At 67.8% G+C, this 19219-nt stretch carries 16 protein-coding genes; 5 read left to right on the forward strand and 11 right to left on the reverse strand.

Features of this window, described 5'->3' with window-relative positions; all coding sequences use genetic code 11:
- The 7 genes from O9344_RS19200 to O9344_RS19230 form a co-directional block, all read right to left on the reverse strand.
- Positions 1 to 335: response regulator (locus O9344_RS19200; RefSeq protein ID WP_298481105.1), on the reverse strand; the 335-nt coding region annotated here is incomplete at its 3' end.
- Positions 336 to 422: 87 nt separating this feature from the next.
- Positions 423 to 3551: an efflux RND transporter permease subunit gene (locus O9344_RS19205; RefSeq protein WP_298481106.1), complete on the reverse strand. Its 3129-nt coding sequence runs from the start codon at positions 3549 to 3551 to the stop codon at positions 423 to 425.
- A gap of 12 nt (positions 3552 to 3563) precedes the next feature.
- Positions 3564 to 4778 (reverse strand): efflux RND transporter periplasmic adaptor subunit, encoded by a 1215-nt coding sequence (locus O9344_RS19210; RefSeq protein ID WP_298481107.1) that lies wholly within the window; start codon positions 4776 to 4778, stop codon positions 3564 to 3566.
- A 155-nt stretch (positions 4779 to 4933) separates the two neighbouring features.
- Positions 4934 to 5929 carry a fatty acid desaturase gene (locus tag O9344_RS19215; RefSeq protein ID WP_298481108.1) on the reverse strand — a complete coding sequence of 332 codons (996 nt, stop codon included), beginning with the start codon at positions 5927 to 5929 and terminating at the stop codon, positions 4934 to 4936.
- A 130-nt stretch (positions 5930 to 6059) separates the two neighbouring features.
- Positions 6060 to 7700, reverse strand: coding sequence for an acyl-CoA dehydrogenase family protein (locus tag O9344_RS19220; protein ID WP_298481109.1), 1641 nt, complete (start codon positions 7698 to 7700; stop codon positions 6060 to 6062).
- 93 nt (positions 7701 to 7793) lie between these two features.
- Complete coding sequence (locus O9344_RS19225) at positions 7794 to 8183, reverse strand: hypothetical protein (RefSeq protein WP_298481110.1); 390 nt, start codon at positions 8181 to 8183, stop codon at positions 7794 to 7796.
- A gap of 90 nt (positions 8184 to 8273) precedes the next feature.
- Positions 8274 to 8588, reverse strand: coding sequence for a GNAT family N-acetyltransferase (locus tag O9344_RS19230; protein WP_298481111.1), 315 nt, complete (start codon positions 8586 to 8588; stop codon positions 8274 to 8276).
- A 186-nt stretch (positions 8589 to 8774) separates the two neighbouring features.
- On the opposite strand from O9344_RS19230, the gene O9344_RS19235 reads away from it, so the two are divergent.
- The gene (locus O9344_RS19235) at positions 8775 to 9140 is read left to right on the forward strand and encodes a hypothetical protein (RefSeq protein WP_298481112.1); all 366 of its coding nucleotides are present in this window, start codon (positions 8775 to 8777) and stop codon (positions 9138 to 9140) included.
- Between the two features lie 796 nt (positions 9141 to 9936).
- Here the strand turns inward: O9344_RS19235 and O9344_RS19240 are convergent.
- Positions 9937 to 10173: a hypothetical protein gene (locus O9344_RS19240; protein ID WP_298481113.1), complete on the reverse strand. Its 237-nt coding sequence runs from the start codon at positions 10171 to 10173 to the stop codon at positions 9937 to 9939.
- 27 nt (positions 10174 to 10200) lie between these two features.
- Entirely contained in the window at positions 10201 to 10419 is a 219-nt protein-coding gene (locus tag O9344_RS19245; RefSeq protein ID WP_298481114.1) for a hypothetical protein, read from the reverse strand.
- A gap of 1 nt (position 10420) precedes the next feature.
- Here O9344_RS19245 and O9344_RS19250 point away from each other — a divergent pair, with 1 nt between their 5' ends.
- Entirely contained in the window at positions 10421 to 12649 is a 2229-nt protein-coding gene (locus O9344_RS19250) for an autotransporter domain-containing protein (RefSeq protein WP_298481115.1), read from the forward strand.
- A 137-nt stretch (positions 12650 to 12786) separates the two neighbouring features.
- Here O9344_RS19250 and O9344_RS19255 read toward each other — a convergent pair whose 3' ends face one another.
- Complete coding sequence (locus O9344_RS19255; RefSeq protein ID WP_298481116.1) at positions 12787 to 15483, reverse strand: bifunctional acetate--CoA ligase family protein/GNAT family N-acetyltransferase; 2697 nt, start codon at positions 15481 to 15483, stop codon at positions 12787 to 12789.
- Positions 15484 to 15664: 181 nt separating this feature from the next.
- Positions 15665 to 16279 carry a chloramphenicol acetyltransferase gene (locus tag O9344_RS19260; RefSeq protein WP_298481117.1) on the reverse strand — a complete coding sequence of 205 codons (615 nt, stop codon included), beginning with the start codon at positions 16277 to 16279 and terminating at the stop codon, positions 15665 to 15667.
- A 205-nt stretch (positions 16280 to 16484) separates the two neighbouring features.
- Here O9344_RS19260 and phnC point away from each other — a divergent pair, with 205 nt between their 5' ends.
- From phnC to phnD (O9344_RS19275), 3 genes are all read left to right on the forward strand, one after another.
- Positions 16485 to 17291 (forward strand): phosphonate ABC transporter ATP-binding protein, encoded by an 807-nt coding sequence (gene phnC / locus O9344_RS19265; RefSeq protein ID WP_298481118.1) that lies wholly within the window; start codon positions 16485 to 16487, stop codon positions 17289 to 17291.
- 25 nt (positions 17292 to 17316) lie between these two features.
- Entirely contained in the window at positions 17317 to 18234 is a 918-nt protein-coding gene (gene phnD / locus O9344_RS19270; protein ID WP_298481119.1) for a phosphonate ABC transporter substrate-binding protein, read from the forward strand.
- A 67-nt stretch (positions 18235 to 18301) separates the two neighbouring features.
- Entirely contained in the window at positions 18302 to 19216 is a 915-nt protein-coding gene (gene phnD, locus O9344_RS19275; RefSeq protein ID WP_298481120.1) for a phosphonate ABC transporter substrate-binding protein, read from the forward strand.
- Positions 19217 to 19219: the final 3 nt, after the last annotated feature.

Here is a 19219-nt window from a genome sequence, read left to right on the forward strand (position 1 = left end):
GGGTGTCCCCGGGGGCCCTGGGGCAAAACGCCTTCCCCCCCGGGGGGGGGGGCGGCCCGCCGGGGGGGGGGGCGGCCCGCCCCCCTGACGACAGCGATGGGCAGGTCCGGATAGCATTCGCGCACCGCGGCCAGCGAGGCGGCGCTCTGCATCCCCGGCATGGACAGGTCGAAAATGGCGAGGGCGATGTCGTCGGTCTCGCCGAGGCGCGACAGGGCCTCGTCCAGCGAGGCGGCCTCCTCGACGTCGTCAAAGCCGAGCCTGTCCTTCAGCGTGAAGGCGAGGCCCATGCGATACATTCCGTGGTCGTCGGCGATGACGGCTATACGCGACATGGACGACAGGCGTAGGGCCCCGGCGCCTTGTCTGTCAATTGGCACAAGCCGCGGGGCCGGTCACAGCCCCGCGACCACCTCGTTGCGTCACTCCGCCGGCTGGCGCACACCGGCACCGGCCTCGGCGGTGGCCGTCTCCGGCGCGTTACCGCGACGCGACAGCCAGGTCGCGAGACCGTCGAACATCAGGTAGACGACCGGCGTGATGTAGAGGGTCAGGAGCTGCGATACCGCGAGGCCGCCGACCACCGCCACACCCAGCGGCATGCGCAGTTCGGCGCCCGCGCCGTGGCCGATGGCGATCGGCACGGCGCCGAGGATGGCGCAAAGCGTCGTCATCATGATCGGGCGGAAGCGCAGCACCGCGGCCTCGATGATCGCCTCCTTCGCCGACACGCCTTGCTGTCGCCGTTCGATGGCGAAGTCGACCATCATGATGGCGTTCTTCTTGACGATGCCGATGAGCATGACGAGGCCGATCATGGCGATGACCGAGAGGTCGAAGCCGGTGAGCTGCAGCGTCAGCAGCGCGCCGATACCGGCGGACGGCAGGCCCGACAGGATGGTCAGCGGGTGGATGAAGCTCTCGTAGAGGATGCCGAGGATGATGTAGATCACCAGCACCGCCGCGAAGAGCAGCAGGCCCTGGTTGGCCACCGCCTGCTGGAACAACTGGGCGGTGCCCTGGAAGCTCGTGGCGACGGTTGCCGGCAGGCCGACCTCGCGGGCCGCCGCCTCGATCCGCGTCACCGCCTCAGAGAGCGCGATGCCCGGCGGCAGGTTGAACGACACGGTCACCGACGGCAACTGTGCGAGGTGGCCGACGGTCAGCGCCGTCGGCTGTTCGCGCAGCGTCGCAACTGCGTCGAGCGGGACGATGGCGCCCGTCGAGGATCGCACCGTCAGGCGGCGGAGCATGGTGGTCGTGTCATTGAACTTCGGATCGGCCTCCAGGATGACCTGGTAGGTGTCCTCCGAGGCATAGATGGTCGAGACCTGCCGCGCACCGAAGGCCGAGTAGAGCGTCGAGCGCACCTGGTCGGCATTGACGCCGAGCCGCGAGGCAGCGTCACGGTTGACGTCGACGACGGTCGAACGGGCCCGCATCTGCAGGTCCGAATTGACGTCGAGGATGCCCGGCAGCGTGCGCATCTTCGCCTCGACCAGCTGGGCGTAATGGCGCAGCTGCTCAAGGTCGGGGCTGGTCAGCGTGTACTGGTACTGCGACCGGCTCTGCACCGCGCCGACATTGATCGACTGGACCGGTACGAAGAAGATCTGGATGCCCGGAACCTCGCCAGCCAGCCGACGCAGGCGACTGATGACCACCTGGATCGAGTCCTTGCGCTCGGGCTTGTCGCGCAGGGTGATGAACAGGCGGCCGGCATTCTGCGTGTTGGCGGCATTGCCGCCGCCGGCATTGGCCATGACCAGGGCGACATCGGGATCCTTGCGGATCGCCGCGGCGAGTGCCTGCGTGCGCTCCACCATGGTGGCGAAGGAGGCGTCATCCGGGGCGATCGTGGCGGCGGTGATGAGGCCGTTATCCTCGATCGGGAAGAAGCCCTTGGGGATATCGCGGAACAGGACGTAGGTCAGGCCGAACGTGCCGAGCGTCACGCAGAGCATGATGACCGGGACGCCCACGACCTTGCGCACCGACCAGCCGTAGCCGCGGGTGACCGCGGTGAAGAAGGCCTCGAACCAGCGCAGCAGGAATATCGGCCGATGATTGTGATCGATCGGCTTGAGGACGCGCGAGCACAGCATCGGCGTCAGCGTCAGCGACACGACGCCGGAGATCAGGATGGCCACCGAGATGACCACGCCGAACTGCGCGAACATACGGCCGACCACGCCGCCCATGAACAGGACGGGGATGAACACCGCGACCAGCGAGATGGTCATGGAGATGATGGTGAAGCCCACCTCGCGCGAGCCGACCAGCGCCGCCTGGAAGGGGTCCATGCCCTCCTCGATATGGCGCATGATGTTCTCGAGCATAACGATGGCGTCGTCGACGACGAAGCCCACCGCCAGGGTCAGGGCGAGCAGCGAGATGTTGTCGATCGAATAGCCGAGCACATGCATCACCGCGAAGGTGCCGACGATGGAGATCGGCAGCGCCGCGGCGGGGATCAGCGTCGCACGCCAGCTCTTCAGGAAGAACCAGATAACGATGATGACGAGCAGCGCCGCCAGCGCCAGCGTGAACTGCACGTCGGCGACGGACTCGCGGATGGAGATGGAGCGGTCGTTCAGCACGCTGACCTCGTAGGAGGCCGGAGCCTCCTGGCGGATCTGCGGCAGCATCGCGCGCACCCGATCCACCACCTCGACAGTGTTGGCGTCGGGCTGGCGCTGCACGGCGAGGACGATGCCGCGCTTGCCGTTGAGCCAGGCAGCGATGCGGTCATTCTCGACGCCGTCGATGGGTGACGCGACGTCGGAGACGCGCACCGGCGCGCCGTTCTGCCAGGCAACGATCACCGGGCCATATTCAGCAGCGCGCATCAGCGGGCCGGTGGCGTCGAGGATCGCGGCACGACCGCCCTCGTTGACCGAGCCGAGCGGACGGTTCGAATTGGCGTTGGTGAGCGCGGTCTGCAGGTCGGCGAGCGTCAGGCCGCGGGCGGCGAGCTGGTCGAGGTCTGCCCGCACGCGCACCGCATATTTCTGCGTACCAAAAATCTGCACCTGGGCGACACCGGGCAGCGAGGCGATGCGCGGCAGGATGGTGGAGTTGGCGAAGCGGTCGACATCCGACAGGCGCGCGAGATCCGACGAAATGGCGAGGAAGATCACCGGCTGGTCGGCCGGGTTCACTTTCCTGAAGCTCGGCGGCGTCGTCAGCTCGGCCGGCAGGCGGCGCATGGCGGTCGAGATCTGCGACTGCACGTCGAGGGCGGCGCCGTCGATGGAGCGGTTGAGGTCGAACTGCAGCACGATGGAGGTGTTGCCGAGCGACGAGGTCGAGGTCATCGAGGTGACGCCGGCAATGGTCGAGAACTGCTTCTCGAGGACCAGGGCCACCGACGAGGCCATGGTCTCCGGGCTGGCGCCCGGCAGCTGCGCCGTGACCTGGATCGTGGGGAAGTCGACGCGCGGAATGGCCGCCACCGGCAGCTGCCGGTAGCCGAACATGCCGGCGGCGAGGAAGGAGACCATCAGCAGGATGGTCATGACGGGACGGCGGATGCAGAGCTCCGAGATCATGGCGTGCTCCCCTCAGCTCTGCGGATCGCGGGCGGCGGGCGCCTCGGCCGTGCCGGCTGCTCGCTCGGTCACCGCGACACCATTGGCGATGCGCAGCTGACCGGAGGTGATCACCTGCTCGCCACCGGAAAGGCCCTCGCTGATGACGGCGACGTCACCCATGGTGCGAGCGACCTTGACGTGGGCGACCGCGGCGCGGCCATCCTTCACCGTGAAGACATAGGAGCCGCGCTGGCCGACCTGCAGGGCCATGACCGGCACGACGACCGCGTCAGTCTGGGTGCCGAGAGTGACCCTCACCGGCACGAAGGCGCCGGGCCAGAGCTGCTCGGCGCCGTTCTGCATCAGCGCCTTGGCGGTCACCGTGCCGGTGGTGAGGTCGACCTGGTTCTCGACGAAGGCGATGGACCCGCTCGCCGTGCGGTTGCCGGCGCGGGCCTCGACCCGGATGCGGGTCGGGTCGTCCTGCACCATCGCGCGCATTTCGAAGAAGGTCGTCTGCGGCACGGCGAAGGCGATGTAGATCGGGTCGATCTGGTTGATCGTGGTCATCGCCGCCACATCGGCCGAGCGCACGAAGGCGCCGGGCTTGGCGGGGATGGAGCCGATGCGGCCGGAGATGGGCGCGCGGATCTGGGTGTAGCTCAGCTGCGTGGCGATGGAGTTGCGGTTCGCCTCGTCGGAGGCGAGCTGCGCCTCGACGGCCTTGACGTTGGTGATGGCGTTGTCGCGGGCGACATCGGTGCCGACATTGCGGCGGGAGAGGTCGATGGCGCGTTCCCGGTCGCGCACGGCCTGTTCGAGCTGCGCCTTGGTGCGCAGGATCTGCGCCTCGATCTGGGCGAGCTGGGCCTTCAGCACCCGGTCGTCGAGGGTGAAGAGCAGGTCGCCCTCCTTCACCGAGGCGCCCTCGGCGACATGGACCTGCGCGACCTGCGTGTCGAGGCGCGACTTGATCTGCAGCGCGGCGATGGGCTGGACGGTGCCCACCGCCTCGACCTCGATCGGCATGGTGCGGCGCTCGACGCGGCCGAGCGTGACGGAGACGGGCGGCGGTCCCGCGGGGCGCCGGGCCTGCTGCCCTTGGGGCGCAGCGGCCTGCTGGCCGCCGCCCTGGCCAATCAGGGCCTGCGCCTGGTGATAGGCCTTCTCGGCGAGATCAGGGCGCCAGGTCGCGACCCCTCCGATGACCGCCAGCAAACCGAAAACGATGATGACCCGCAGCATGGACCCGCCTGTCCCTGACTGGGCAAGGCCGCGGACGGGATCCACAGCCAGCCGGAATTTCCCTTAGGACAACATAGAACATTTGCCGGCGACGACCATTCGTCCCGATGGTCTAGGCCATGTCTGCGCAGGAAGGCGGCTGCCGCGGACAGACGTCAGGCGGCGGAAGCCGGGTCCGGGCGCACCGTGCGGGTCCAGAGCGAGTGCTTCGGATCGAGGATGAAGGTGATGAGCAGCTTCGTCCAGGATCGGTGCGAGGGCAGCGTCAGGTAGAATTCCGGCGCGATCCGCGTCACTTCGGGCAGCCGGTTCCACGGAATCGACGGAAAATCGTGGTGTTCGTTGTGATAGCCGATGTTCAGCGCGATGCCGTTGAGCGGGCCGTAATAATTGGCCGTGTCGTGCTGCTCGTCACCGGTGAAATGCTCCTGCACCCAGCGCGCCCCGAGCGGATGGAGGCTGAGGGCGAACCAGAACGAGGCGAGGAGATAGACCACGGCATTCCAGCCGAAGGCATAGGCGAGGCCGAGGGCGACCGCCGCATTGGCGGCATAGTTGGCGATGGCCCAGCCGTCCATCGGCACCACACCGCGCACCCGCGTCACCCGCAGCAGCTGGAAGACGGGGAAAAACAGGAACCACATCGCCTTGCGCCAGGCGGAATGGCCGACGAGCCGGGCCTCCCATGCCGAGGGGACGTCGGTGTCCCGCTCCATCTCGCCGAGATAGGAGTGATGGGCGAGGTGGCAGGAGCGGAAGCCCATGGCGCCGGGAAGGACCGAGGGAAAGTCGGCCGCCAGCAGCACGAGGCGGTTGGCGAAGCGGCTGCGGAAGATGAGATTGTGGGTGGCGTCGTGCATGACGACGTAGAGCGCGTGGTTGAGGAAGGCGCCGAAGCCATAGGCGACGATGAGCGCCAGCCACCACCAGGACAGGCCCGCCCAGCCGAACACGGCGGCGAGGCCGAGCTGGGTCGAGACATACAGCGCCATGATCGCCGCGGTCCAGGGATTGCGGCCGATGAGACCGCGGATCTCCGGATGCGCCTTGAGGATCGCCTTGACACGGGAGGCATGAGTCTCGCCGAGAGCGGGGACGAAGGTCTCCTCGTCATCGGCGTCGAACACGACGGTCTGCGGAAGGCTGTTCATGCCACTCTCCTGGGGGCCGATGGGCTCCGCCTGCCGCACCGCACCACGGGGCATGAGCGATGCCCGAAGCGGCAGGGGCGGTCAAGCGCTGCTCCATCCGGCCCATGTCACGATCGCGCCAGCCCTTGGATCAGGCGGCGACACGCGCAAGGATCGCCGTCACATCGGCCGCCGCCGGCAGGACGCCGAAGCTGCGGCCGCCCTCCGCTCCGAGCCGGGTGGCGATGAAGGCATCGGCCACCGCCGCCGGCGCGCCCTGCACCAGAAGCACGGCCTGCAGCACCAGCGCCATGCGCTCGGCGATCCGCCGGGCATCGGCCTCCGCCGGGACGCGCTTCAAGAGCCCGAAGAGATCATCGATGGCCGTGTCGAGGATCGGGCTCTGCCCCCGCGCCGCCATCACCTCCGCCGCGAAGGCCTCGCGCGCCGCCGGCTCGCGCTGAAGCGTGCGCAGGATGTCGAGGGCGATGACATTGCCCGAGCCCTCCCAGATGGCGTTGAGCGGGCTCTCGCGGAACAGCCGCGGCAAGGGGCTTTCCTCCACATAGCCGGCGCCGCCATGGCACTCCATGCATTCATAGACGAAGTTCGGGTTGCGCTTGGTGAGCCAGTATTTCGAGACGGCCACCGCAAGCCGCGCGAAGGCGCGCTCGTGCTCGGAGGTTCCGGAGAAGGCCCGGGCGACCCGCATGGTCAGCGCCACGGCCGCCTCATATTCGAGCGCGAGATCCGCCACGACAGCCCGCATGGCCGGCTGGTCGATCAGCGTCTTCTGGAAGGCGCGGCGGTTGGCGACGTGATGGTGCGCCTGGGCCAGCGCCATGCGCATGATGCCGATGGTTCCGGCGATCGTGTCGAGGCGGGTGTGGTGGACCATCTCGATGATGGTGGCGACACCCCTGCCCTCCTCGCCGAGCAGCACGGCATGGGTGTCGTGATACTCGATCTCGGAGGAGGCGTTGGACTTGTTCCCAAGCTTGTCCTTGAGCCGCATGACATGGAGGCTGTTGCGCTCGCCGTCAGGCCTGATGCGCGGCACGAGGAAGCACGACAGCCCCGCCTCGGTCTGGGCCAGCGTGAGGAACGCGTCGCACATCGGCGCCGAGCAGAACCACTTGTGGCCGACGAGGCGCCAGGCCCCGCCATCCCGGAAGGCGCGCGTCGTATTGGCGCGCACGTCGCTGCCGCCCTGCTTTTCCGTCATCGCCATGCCAATGGTGACGCCGCGCTTCTGGGCGATAGGCCTCAGCGGCGCGTCATAGCGGCCGCCGACGATCTTCGGCACCCATTGCGCCGCGACCTCGCTCTGGTGGCGTAGCGCCGGCACGCTCGCATAGGTCATGGAGATCGGGCACATCGTGCCCTGCTCGACCTCGGAGAACAGCGCCAGCAGCGCTGCATGGGCGACATGGGCGCCCGGCCTCTCCTCGGCCCAGGCGATGGCGTGGATGCGATGCTCCATCGCGAGATCCATCAGCCGGTGATAGCTCGGATGGAACCGCACCTCGTCGATGCGCCGGCCATAGCGGTCGAAGACGGTGAGCTCCGGCGGATAGCGGTTCGCCTCCTCGCCGGCCGCCAGCACCTCCTCGCGGCCGAGCTCTGCGCCGAGCGCCGTGAGCGGCGCGCCGACCCAGTCGCCGCCCTCCCGCAGCGCCCAGTGCGACAGGATCGGATCGGAGGTGAAGAGGTTCCGCCCCGCAAAGTCCGGCGGCTGGTTGAAGACCTCGTGGGTGATGAGGCGGGTCGAGGGCGCGTGGCGGGGCATCATGTCTCTCCGCGGGCGATGGCGTTGAGACCGCACAGTCGCAGGCTGGCCAAGGACCGGCAATCGGCCGAAGGGGATGGTGCGACGGGCCGGCCGTCAGCGGGCCAGCGCCGGCCGCCAGCGATTGACCAGTTGGATGGCGGCCCAGGCCCCGGCAACGGCGCTGAGGACGCTGACCACCAGCGCAATGGAAAAGACCACGCCACCGGCCGCCGCCAGCGAACCCGAGGAGGGAAGGATCATGGATGCGACGAAGCCGCCGAGCTGCGCGCCGAGCATCCCGCCAACGAACGCGACGACGAGATTGACGATCCAGCCGACCGGGCCGCGCCGCTGGCTCCAGGCTTCGTGGATCGCGACGGCCAGGATGATGCCGATGATGACCGCGCCGATCGTCAGCGGTCCGCCGACGCTGGACAGAGGGATCATGCCGGTCGCCTGCAAGAGCAGGATGGCGGCGACACCGATGGCTGCGATGTAGATCATGGTTAGCCCCCACTGAGGTCACAGCGCGAGCCTAGAGCGCCGAACGTTCATTGGCAAAGCAGGTGCAGAGCCGTCTGTGCCGGAGGGCGGTCACGCGCCCATCGCCGCCTTGTAGGACGGATGCAGCAGGTCGCGAGCCTCCGGATGCTTGCCGAACCAGGCGGCGAAGAACGGGCAGAGCGGCACGACCGACAGACCGCGCTCGCGGGCGGCGGCAAGCCCCGCCTTGATCAGGGCCGAGCCGATGCCGCGACCGCCGAGCGCCTCCGGCACCTCGGTATGGGTGAAAAAGATCGAGCCCCCGGCGATGCGATAGTCCGCGAAGGCGAGATGGCCCTCGACGCTCGCTTCAAAACGCTGCGCGGCTGGATTGTCGATGACGGCAACGGCAGCGGCTTCTTTCATGGCGGGGCTCCTCGGGGGGTGAAACGGCGTGGGGCACAGCCTCGTTCCGGAGCAGCCGCGGGGCAAGCGGCGGGAGCCCAAACCGGGTGTGCAGGGACGCAAGGGCAATCGCGGGCACCTCGAACCTCGGTTGAACTGCGTCACAACCCGTGTGTGTCTGGCTCATTCCCTCAGTGATTTTTCCCGATGCTGACCTTTTCGACCAATGGCCTGCCGCCCCATCAGCGCTTCGATCAATGGCGCGAGGAACGCGACCGTCAGCTCATCGGTGTCACCATCGAGATGGCGCCCGACAGGCGCGCGGATTTCCGCGGCCATTTCTCGGCCCGGCAGGCCGGCACACAGCGCAGCACCGAGGCCTCGTTCCAGCAGCTCGCCAATACCGGGTTCACAGTGTTCGGCGCGCGGGCCACCACCCACACGGCCCTCGGCTCGTTCGGCATCGAACTGCGCCTCGCGACCGGCACCCGCCTCACCGCCTCCCTCGACGGCGAACTCGGTGACCGCCACCGCTCGCTCCGCGCCAATGCCGGCATCAGCCACAGCTGGTGAGGCGGGGGACGTCTGGCGGCCTCCCTGGATCAAAGGGCGCCCGCGGCCAGGCGGGGGCGTCTGCGATGCGTCGGCGGGACCATCCCGTTCTGTGCATCCGACCGCCGAATGCCGGTGAAGATCTGTTATTACGTGGACCGTAACAAATACGACCCTTATCTTTCATGAAAATTCCCGCTGAACGCCTATTAACATCAGTAGTATGCGGAATTTTATACGATTTGCTGATTCGACATTGTATGGATATATTTCTGTATTGAATTTTTTACACGCATGTCCGGTGAATAATGAAGACGAACATTGCATTTGGCGCGGTTTTTCGTCGGTCGCGCCGCACCCGACAGCTTGTCGCCGCATTCCTCGCCTCAACCGCTCTCGTCAGCACCCCTGTCGCTCCGGCGCAAGCCCTCGACGCCTTCTGGCAACTGATGCCTTCCTCGGACAACCTGACCGACGGCACCAACTGGCTTGGCGGATCGGTACCGACCGGCACCGCCACATTCGGCATGAGCGATACGACGTCAGTGCTTCGCTATATGGCCTACGGAAGTTTCGGCGGCTGGAATTTCACGACCTATCTTTCCTATGAATTTCTGATCGGCGGGGGCCTGTCGTTCACGGGCAGCGGGATCACCAACGTGGACACGGCCCCGGTCGTGACGAACAACGGCACTCTGGTCTTTTCCAACGCCAGCAGCGCCGGTAACGCCACCATCGTCAACAACGGAAGCCTGTTCTTCCAAAACAGCAGCAGCGCCGGCTCTGCCACGATCACGCACGCCGGAAGCGCCACATTTTACGACAGCAGCACCGCCGGTTCGGCGACGATTGGCCTGACTGGACCGGGCGTCCTGACTTTCCGGGACACCAGCACCGCCGGCTCGGCGACAATCAACGTGAGTGCAACAAGCTCACTGCATTTCTGGGACACCAGCACGGCCGGCTCGGCGACCATCACGACCGCAACCTCGGCGATGAACGACGCATCGGTGACGTTCAACAACGCCAGTACCGCCGGCTCTGCCACCATCACCAACGGTGGCCAGCTCGAGTTCGATGGTCAGTCTTCGGCCGCGACGGCCACCATTGGCAACACGAGACGTCTGACGTTCCGGGGCAGCAGCAGCGCTGGCACGGCGACGATCACCAATACCGGGGAGATGGGATTCCTTTTCAGCAGCACCGCCGGCAGCGCGACGATCACCAACAACGGTAACCTGCTTTTCGCATACAGCAGCACCGCCGGCAGTGCCGTGATCGGCAATGCCTCGACCGGCACCGTGGTTTTCTATGACCAGAGCACGGCCGGCTCGGCCAACCTGGACAATTCCGGTACCCTCAACTTCGTTGACTCGAGCACGGCCGGGAGCGCAACGATCACCAACCGCCAGGGCGGCGCGACGACGTTCTCAGGAACGAGTAAGGCCGGCTCCGCCGCCATCACCAACACGGGCGACCTCATCTTCATCGACAGCGCCACGGCCGACGCGTCCACCATCACCAACGCCGGCCGGACCAGCTTCGAGGGTGGCAGCAGCGCCGCTGCGTCAAACATCACCAACCAGTCAGGAGGCACCCTCGCCTTCTACAACACGAGCACAGCCGGAACCGCGACGATCACCAACCAGACCGGTGGTTATGCGGGCTTCGCTGGCTACAGCACCGCCGGATCGGCGACGATCGTCAACAATGGCGCGTTCCTGTTTTTGAACTTCGCTTCGGCCGCCTCGGCGACGATCACCAACAATGGGGGTATGGCGTTCGGAGAAGGGAGCACCGCGGACCACGCAACGATCACCAACAACGATTTCCTGGAGTTCTCTGGGATCAGCACCGCCGGGTCGGCGACGATCACCGGCAATGGAACCCTGCGATTCATCCAGGACAGCACGACCGGCAATGCCAGCATCACCACAGGCGGAATGGTTCAACTGGCGACGAACGACACGACCGGCGCGGCGACCGTGACCATCCAGTCTGGTGGGATACTCTCCGGCTTCGGCAGCGTCGGCAACACGACGATCCAGTCCGGCGGCACCATCGCCGCGTCCGGCGGCACGCTCCAGATCAACGGCAATCTCACCCTCGGACCCGGCAGCCTCTACGGCGTCTGCACCTGTGCGATGACGGCTGTCACCGGCACGGCGACCCTCGGCGGCGCGGCGCTGGTGTTGCCGCCCTCCCTGGCGCAGCCCTCGTTCCAGGGTGGCCAGAGCTACACGGTGCTCACCGCCACGGGCGGCGTCAACGGCACGTTCGGCACCGTCAACTCGCCGCTGGTCAGTGTCCTCTACGGCACGAACGACGTTTCCATCACCATCGCCGCCTACACGACCGGCGCCGCTCTCGGCGGCACCGGAGGCACCAATGCGCGCAATGTCGGCGGGGCGCTTGACCGGGTCATCGTCGCCTCCGCGGGCGCCCCGCCGACCAGCCTCAATCCCTTGCTCGGGCTCTTCGGCGCCCCCCTTGCCAATGCCATGAACGGCCTCTCCGGCGAAGCCGCCACCGGCGCGCAGGCCTCCGCCTTCACCTCCGCCTCGACCTTCCTCGGGATCATGCTCGACCCGATGGCCGGCGCCCGCGGCGCCACTGCCGCTGCCCCCGGCTCGTCGCTGATCCAGATGGCCGATACCGGCCGCACGCCGGCCGCCCGCGTCACCGCCGGCTGGAGCGTCTGGACCAAGTCCTTCGGCCAGGCTGGCCGCACCGCCTCCGATGCCGCGACGGGGGCCGCCGGCACCGCCTCCTCGCTCTACGGCGTGGCGGCAGGCGCCGACCGCCTCATTTCCCCCGACACGCTCATCGGCTTCGCGCTGGCCGGCGGCGGCACCGCCTATGGCCTCGGCACCCGCGGCACCGGTTCGGGCGATTTCGCGCAGCTCGGCCTCTACGGCTCGACCCGCCTCGGACCCGGCTATGTCTCGGCGGCGCTCGCCTATGGCTGGAACCGCTTCGACGTCTCCCGCACCGCCGGCCTCGGCCCGACCGAGACCTATCGCTCCGCGCCCACCGTCCACACCTTCGGCGGCCGCATCGAGGCCGGACGCCGCTTCGGCGACAGGGCCTTCGCCGCGACGCCCTATGCGGCGCTGGAGGTCATCGGCGCCTCCACCGCCGGCTATCGCGAGAGCTGGGGCCCCGGCAATACCGGCGCCTTCGCCCTCGCCTATGGCGCCCGCACCTATGCGAACGCCCGCGCCGAGGCTGGCATGAGGCTGGATTCCCTTCGGGCTGTTGCGCCGACAGCCGATCTCCTCACCTTCGCCCGCCTCGCCTATGGCTTCCAGGCCGGCACGCAGCGCAGTGCCGAGGCCTCGTTCCAGCAGCTCGCCAATTCCGGGTTCACGGTGTTCGGCGCGCGGGCCTCCACCCATACGGCGCTCGGCTCGCTCGGCCTCGAACTGCGCCTTGCCACCGGCACGCGCGTCACCGCCTCCCTCGACGGCGAGCTCGGCGACCGCCACCGGTCGCTCCGCGCCAATGCCGGCATCAGCCACAGCTGGTGAGGCGAGGGCGAGGGCGACAAGCAGAAGGAGGGCGGAGATCAGGACCATGCCGGGAAGAATACCGCCCATCGTCAGAATGGGGACAACTTTCCTATGAAATCCAGGCAGCGCCTGGATCGGGCCCTGAATCTATCCCCTCACCCCAGCTCCAGCACCACCTTCTTCAGCGCGGAATCGTCGGGATCGACGCCGATGGCGAAGCCGAGGTCGCGGGCCAGCGCCAGCATCCTGACGTTCTCTGCCAGCACCTGGCCATAGATGCACCGCGTGCCCTGCAGCCGTCCGTAATCGATGATGAGCTTCATCAGCGCCAGGCCAAGGCCGCGGCCCTGCTGGTCGGAGCGCACCGAGATCGCATATTCGGCATTGTCGTTGTCGGGATCGGCATGGAGGCGGACCGCGCCGAGCATTTCGCCGCTCTCGGGATCGAGCGCCACCAGCACCATGGAGCGCGCATAGTCGATCTGGGTCAGGCGGGCGATGAAGGCGTGCGTGAACTCCTTCACCGGGGCGAAGAAGCGCTGGCGCACGTCGTCCGGGTTCACCCGCTTGAAGAAATCGAGGAAGAGCTGCTCGTCCTCCGGCCGCACCGGGCGGATGCGGCAGGCAAAGCCGCTCTCGGTGACGAGGTCGCGCTCCCACTCCGTCGGATAGGGGCGGATGGCGAAGCGCGGATGGCCGCCGCGCACCAGGCCCTTGGCGCGCGGCGCGCCGACGGCGATGCGCGCATCCAGCGCGACGATGCAGCCGGCATCCGCCAGCAAGGGGTTGATATCAATCTCCGCGACCTCCGGCAGGTCGGCGGCGAGCTGCGACAGCCTGACGAGGATCTCCGCCACCTTGGCCGTGTCCACCGGCGGCACGTCGCGATAGCCGGCCATTTGCCGGGATATGCGGGTGCGGGCAATCATGTCGCGGGCAATGCGCATGTCGAGCGGCGGCAGTGCCAGGGCGCGATCCTTGATCAGCTCCACCGCCTTGCCGCCACGGCCGAACAGCATGACCGAACCGAAGGTCGGATCATCGGCGAGGCCGACGATGAGCTCGATGGCGCCGGGCCGGTGGACCATCGGCTGGACCATGACGCCGTCGATGCGCGCATCGGGCATGTCGCGGCGCACCCGCGCCAGCATCTCGGTCACCGCCGCACCCACCGCCTCGCGGGTGGCAAGGCCGAGGCGGACGCCGCCGATATCGGATTTGTGGGTGATGTCGGGCGACAGGATCTTCACCGCGATGGCCTGGCCCTGGTCGAGGAAGGGTGCGGCGAAGGTGACAGCCTCCTCCGCCGTCCGCGCGGCGGCGATCGGCACCGTCGGGATGCCATAGGCGGTGAGGATGCGATCGACCAGCAGCGGATCGAGCCAGCGCTTCCTCGCCTTCACCGCGGCGCCGAGCTCGGCCCTGAGCGCCGCGAGATCGTCGGGCGACACGATGGCGGTGTTTTCCGGGGTCTCCATCAGTGCGTCCTGGCCGCGCCGGTAGCGCACCATATGCATGAAGCCGCGCACCGCCTCGGATTCGGTCGGGTAGCTCGGCAGGCCGGCCTTGGCGAAGATGTCGGTGGCGGCCTCCTGGTCACCGAGCCAGACCGTGAAGACCGGCTTCAGTCGCCCGCCCTGGCTCTTGCGGTCGGCGACGACCGATGCCACGGCCTTCGCCGCATCGAGGCTCGGCAGCAGCGCCGTCGGACAGTTCATCACGAGGACGGCGTCGACCTCGCGGTCATCGAGCGCCGCCTCCATGGCCGCCGCATAGCGGGCGGCATCGGCATCGCCGATGATGTCGATGGGATTGCCGCCGGACCAGGTCGCCGGCAGGACTGCGTCGAGCCGGGTCTTGGTCTCCTCGCCGATGCGGGCGAGGCGGCCGCCATGGTCCATCAGCGCATCGACGGCGAGCACCCCGAGCCCGCCGCCATTGGTGACGATGCCGAGGCGGTCGCCGGCGAAGGACGGGTAGCGCGACAGCGTCTCGGCCGCGGCGATCAGCTCGTCGAGGTCGGTGACGCGCACCAGGCCGGCACGGGCGAAAGCGGCGGCATAGACATCGTCGGCGCCGGCCAGCGCTCCGGTATGCGACTTCGCCGCGCTGGCGGCGGCCGAGCTGCGCCCGGACTTCAGGACGATCACCGGCTTCGAACGCGCCGCGGCGCGGGCCGAGGCCATGAACTTGCGCACGTCCTTGATGGCCTCAATGTAGACGAGGATGGCGCGGGTCCGGTAGTCGGCGGCGAAATAGTCGAGGCAGTCGCCGGTATCGACGTCCAGCTGGTCGCCGAGCGTGACGACGCCGGAGAAGCCGATGTGCCGCACCTCGGCCCATTCGAGCAGCGCCGCCGCGATGGCGCCGGACTGCGAGATGAGGGCGAGCGAACCGGGCCGCGTCTTGCGCGAGGAAAAGCTCGCATCGACCCCGCCATGGGGGGCGATGACGCCGAAGCAGTTCGGCCCGACGACGCGGATGCCGCGATCCTTCACCGCGGCGGCGATACGGCCGCTCGCCGCGTCATAGCGGTCGCGCTCCAGCGCCGAGATGACGACGGCGGCGGGAATGCCGAGACGGGCCGCCTCCTCGACGAGCGCGGGAACGGTTGCGCCCGGCGTCGCGATGACCGCGAGATCGGGCGGGACGGGAAGGTCGGCGAGGCGGGCAAAGGCCTTCAGCCCGCCGACGGTGCCATGCTTGGGATTGATCGGGTGGAGCGTTCCGGAGAAGCCAGCCCGCGCCATATTGGCCATCAGCGCCTGGCCCATGGAATGCGGCCGGTCCGTGGCCCCGACAATGGCGACCGAGCGCGGGGCGAAGAACCGGTCGAGGCGGTAGAGCGACATGGAACGTGGTCTCCGTCGGGGGACAGGGCAGAGGCCTTGCGCCACTCTAGGATGGGCGCCGCACCATCGGAACCCGAGAACCGCCGCACTCTTCCGTTCACGGCGTCGCGGGGCGACGACATGGATCAATGCTGCATCGCACAACAAGGCTTAACGACGGCAGGCTACGCCGTCGCGACACTCAGCCGCCGTGTTTCTCGAGGAATGCCTCGACGGCGAGCTTGCGGAAATCCGGCAGGGCCACGCGCAGCCGCTCGTGGTCCCAGTCCCACCAGGCCAGCGCCATGAGCCGCTCGGCCACAGCCTCGCTGAAGCGCCGCTTGATGACCCGCGCCGGGTTGCCGCCGACCACCGTGTAGGGCGCCACGTCCTTGGTGACGATGGCACCCGCCGCCACCACGGCCCCGGTGCCGACCGACTTGCCGGCCAGCACCACGCCGCCATGACCGATCCAGACGTCATGGCCGATGGTCACCGCATGGGAGCGCCGCCAGTCGAAGAAGCCGGCCTCGTCGGGCTCGCCGTCGAAATAGCGCGAGGCGCGGTAGAGGAAGTGGCTCTGGCTCGCCCGCTCCATCGGGTGGTTGCCGGGATTGATGCGCACATGGGAGGCAATCGAGCAGAACTTGCCGATGGTCGACATGTCGATCTGGCCGTCCTGGACGATGTAGGAGTAGTCGCCCATCACCGTCTCGGAGATGACGGTGCGCGCCCCGACCTCCGTATAGGCGCCGAAGCGGCTGTCGCGCACGATGGCGGTCGGGTGGATGGAAGGCTCGAGGCCGAGGCGGCTCATGGTCAGGCGTCCGTGGTGAATGCTTCAGCAGGCTGCCTTGGATGACGCCAACATGACGATGTGATGACAGCATCCCCAGTATTCCCAAGGGACAGCGCGGGCAAATCGCCACTCGTCACTGTCACACGACTGTAATGCAGCCCTCCTAGAGCCGACCTGAGAGTGTGGGCGTCCTGGCGGCGTCCGCCCGTCTTGGGAGAGTGCCATGCTGACGATCGAGGGGCTGACACGGCGCTTCGGCACGATGACGGCGGTGGACAATGTGTCCCTCCAGATCGACCGTGGCGCCTTCATCGGCGTGATCGGCCGATCGGGCGCCGGCAAGTCGACGCTGCTGCGCATGATCAATCGCCTGCAGGATCCCTCCTCCGGCCGCATCGTCTGCGAGGGCCAGGATGTCACCACGCTGAAGGGTGCGGCGCTGCGTGACTGGCGCCAGTCCTGCGCCATGATCTTCCAGCAGTTCAACCTGGTCGGCCGTCTCGACGTTCTGACCAACGTGCTGATGGGCCGGCTGAACCATGTCGGCCAGGCCCGCTCGCTGCTCAAGCTCTGGAGCGCCGAGGACAAGGCCATCGCCCTCTCCGCCCTCGAGCAGTTCGACATTGCCGGCCTTGCCGCCCAGCGCGCCGAGAGCCTCTCCGGCGGCCAGCAGCAGCGCGTCGCCATCGCCCGCGCCCTGGTCCAGGAGCCGCGCATCATCCTCGCCGACGAGCCCATCGCCTCGCTCGACCCGCGCAACACCCGCATCGTCATGGACGCGCTGCAGCGCATCAACCGTCACTACGGCATCACGGTGGTCTGCAATCTTCACTCGCTCGACCTCGCTCGCTCCTATTGCGGCCGGCTGGTCGGCATGGCCCAGGGCCGCGTCGTCTTCGACGGCGCGCCCGACGCGCTCACCGATGACGTCGCCCGCCAGCTCTACGGCATCGAGTCCGGCGAGGTCCTCGACGGCCATACCCCCGTTCCCATGCCCGCGTCGGCCCTGCCGGCCGCGGTTCCCGCCTGAACCCCACACCGTTCGGAGATCATCCATGTTCGACCGCCGCCAGCTCGTTGCCGGCCTTGCCGGCCTGCCGCTCCTGCCTGCCGCCGCTGCCGCCCAGGGCACCTGGCAGAGCCGCTTGCCGGAACTCGTCTTCGCCGTCATCCCGGCCGAGAACGCCTCCGGCACCGTCGAGCGCTACACCCCCTTCACCGAGTATCTGACCCGTGAGCTCGGCACCAAGGTGACGCTGCGCGTCGCCAATGACTATGCCGCGGTCATCGAGGGCCAGCGCGCCGGCAACATCCACTTCGCCTATTACGGCCCGTCGTCCTATGTCCGCGCCCACACCGTCACCAATGGCGGCGTCGTGCCCTTCGTCGTCGAGGTCCTGCAGGACGGTTCGGTCGGCTACTATTCGGTGCTCTATGTGCGCGCCAACAACCCGGCGACCCGCATCGAGGACCTGCGCGGCAAGAACCTCTGCCTCGTCGATCCCAACTCGACCTCGGGCAACAACGTGCCGCGCTTCGCCATGTCGAAGCTGGGCATCAACTCGCCCGACCAGTTCTTCTCCCGCGTCGTCTATGCCGGCAGCCACGAGAACGCCGTGACCGCCGTCATGCAGGGCACCTGCGACGCCGCCTTCAACTGGTGGAACTCGGAGACCGACTCCAACCTCAGCCGCATGGTCACCAAGGGCATGGTGAAGGCCGACGACTTCAAGATGATCTTCAAGTCCGACCTGATCGCCGGCTCGCCGGTCGCCTACCTGACCTCGCTGCCCGAGGAGGCCAAGGCCGCCCTCACCAAGGCCTTCGTCGAGGCCCCGGTGAAGGCCAAGGCCGCCTTCGACCGCTGGTCGGATGGCAAGAACCAGGGCTTCCGCCCCACGACCCACGCCGACTACCAGTCCATCGTCGACCTGCAGCGCTTCGTCGACCAGATGCGCCGCAACCGCAGCTGATGCGAAGCCGGTCTCCCGCAATGTTGCGGGGGCCCGGCCGCTTCCTCGCCGAACCCGGATACGAGCCATGCAGTCCCGCCGCGACGTTCTCGCGCTCCTTGCCGCGCTCCCCGGGGCCGGCACTGCATTGGCCCAGGGCGAGGATTGGCGGCGCGCCTATCCGGAACTCGTCCTCTCGGTGACGCCTGCGGAGAATTCCGGCGGCGTCATCGACCGTTTTGCCCCCTTCGCCGATTACCTGTCGCGGGCTCTCGGCGTGAAGGTCACGATCCGCATCGCCAACGACTATGCCGCGGTGATCGAAGGCCTGCGCTCCGGCCAGGTGCACATCGCCCATATGGGCCCGGCGGCCTATGCCCGCGCCTCCATCGTGACGCAGGACGGCATCGAGCCCCTCGTCACCATGGCCAATTCGGAAGGCGCCATCGGCTACTATTCGGTGCTCTACGTGCGGGCGAACGATGCCGCACGCTCGCTGCAGGACCTGCGCGGCCGCAACCTCTGCCTCGTCGATCCGAATTCGGCCTCCGGCAACAACGTGCCGCGCTATGCGATGTCGAAGCTTGGTCTTGAGCCCGAGAGCCACTTCGACCGGGTCGTCTATTCCGGCAGCCACGAGAACGCCGTGATCGCCCTTTCCCAGGGCACCTGCGACGCCGCCTTCAACTGGTGGAACACCGAGCGCGAGTCGAACCTCCAGCGCATGGCCACCAAGGGCATGGTGAAGGCCGATGATTTCCGCATTGTCTTCAGGTCCGAACTCATCCCCGGCTCGCCGGTGGCGATGATGCGGGCAACGCCCGAACCGCTGCGGCGCGCGGTGCAGCAGGCCTTCATGGAGGCCTCGGAGAAGGGCCGGGAGGCTTTCCTGCGCATCAGCGACGGCAATGCAACGGGCTATGTGCCGGTGAAGGCCGAGGACTACCGCGTGATGATCGACCTGTCGCGCTACATCGACCAGATGCGGCGCCGACGGAGCTGAAGA

Origin of the sequence: Phreatobacter sp., assembly GCF_027532945.1 — a bacterium.
In the GTDB taxonomy this organism is placed as follows: domain Bacteria; phylum Pseudomonadota; class Alphaproteobacteria; order Rhizobiales; family Phreatobacteraceae; genus Phreatobacter.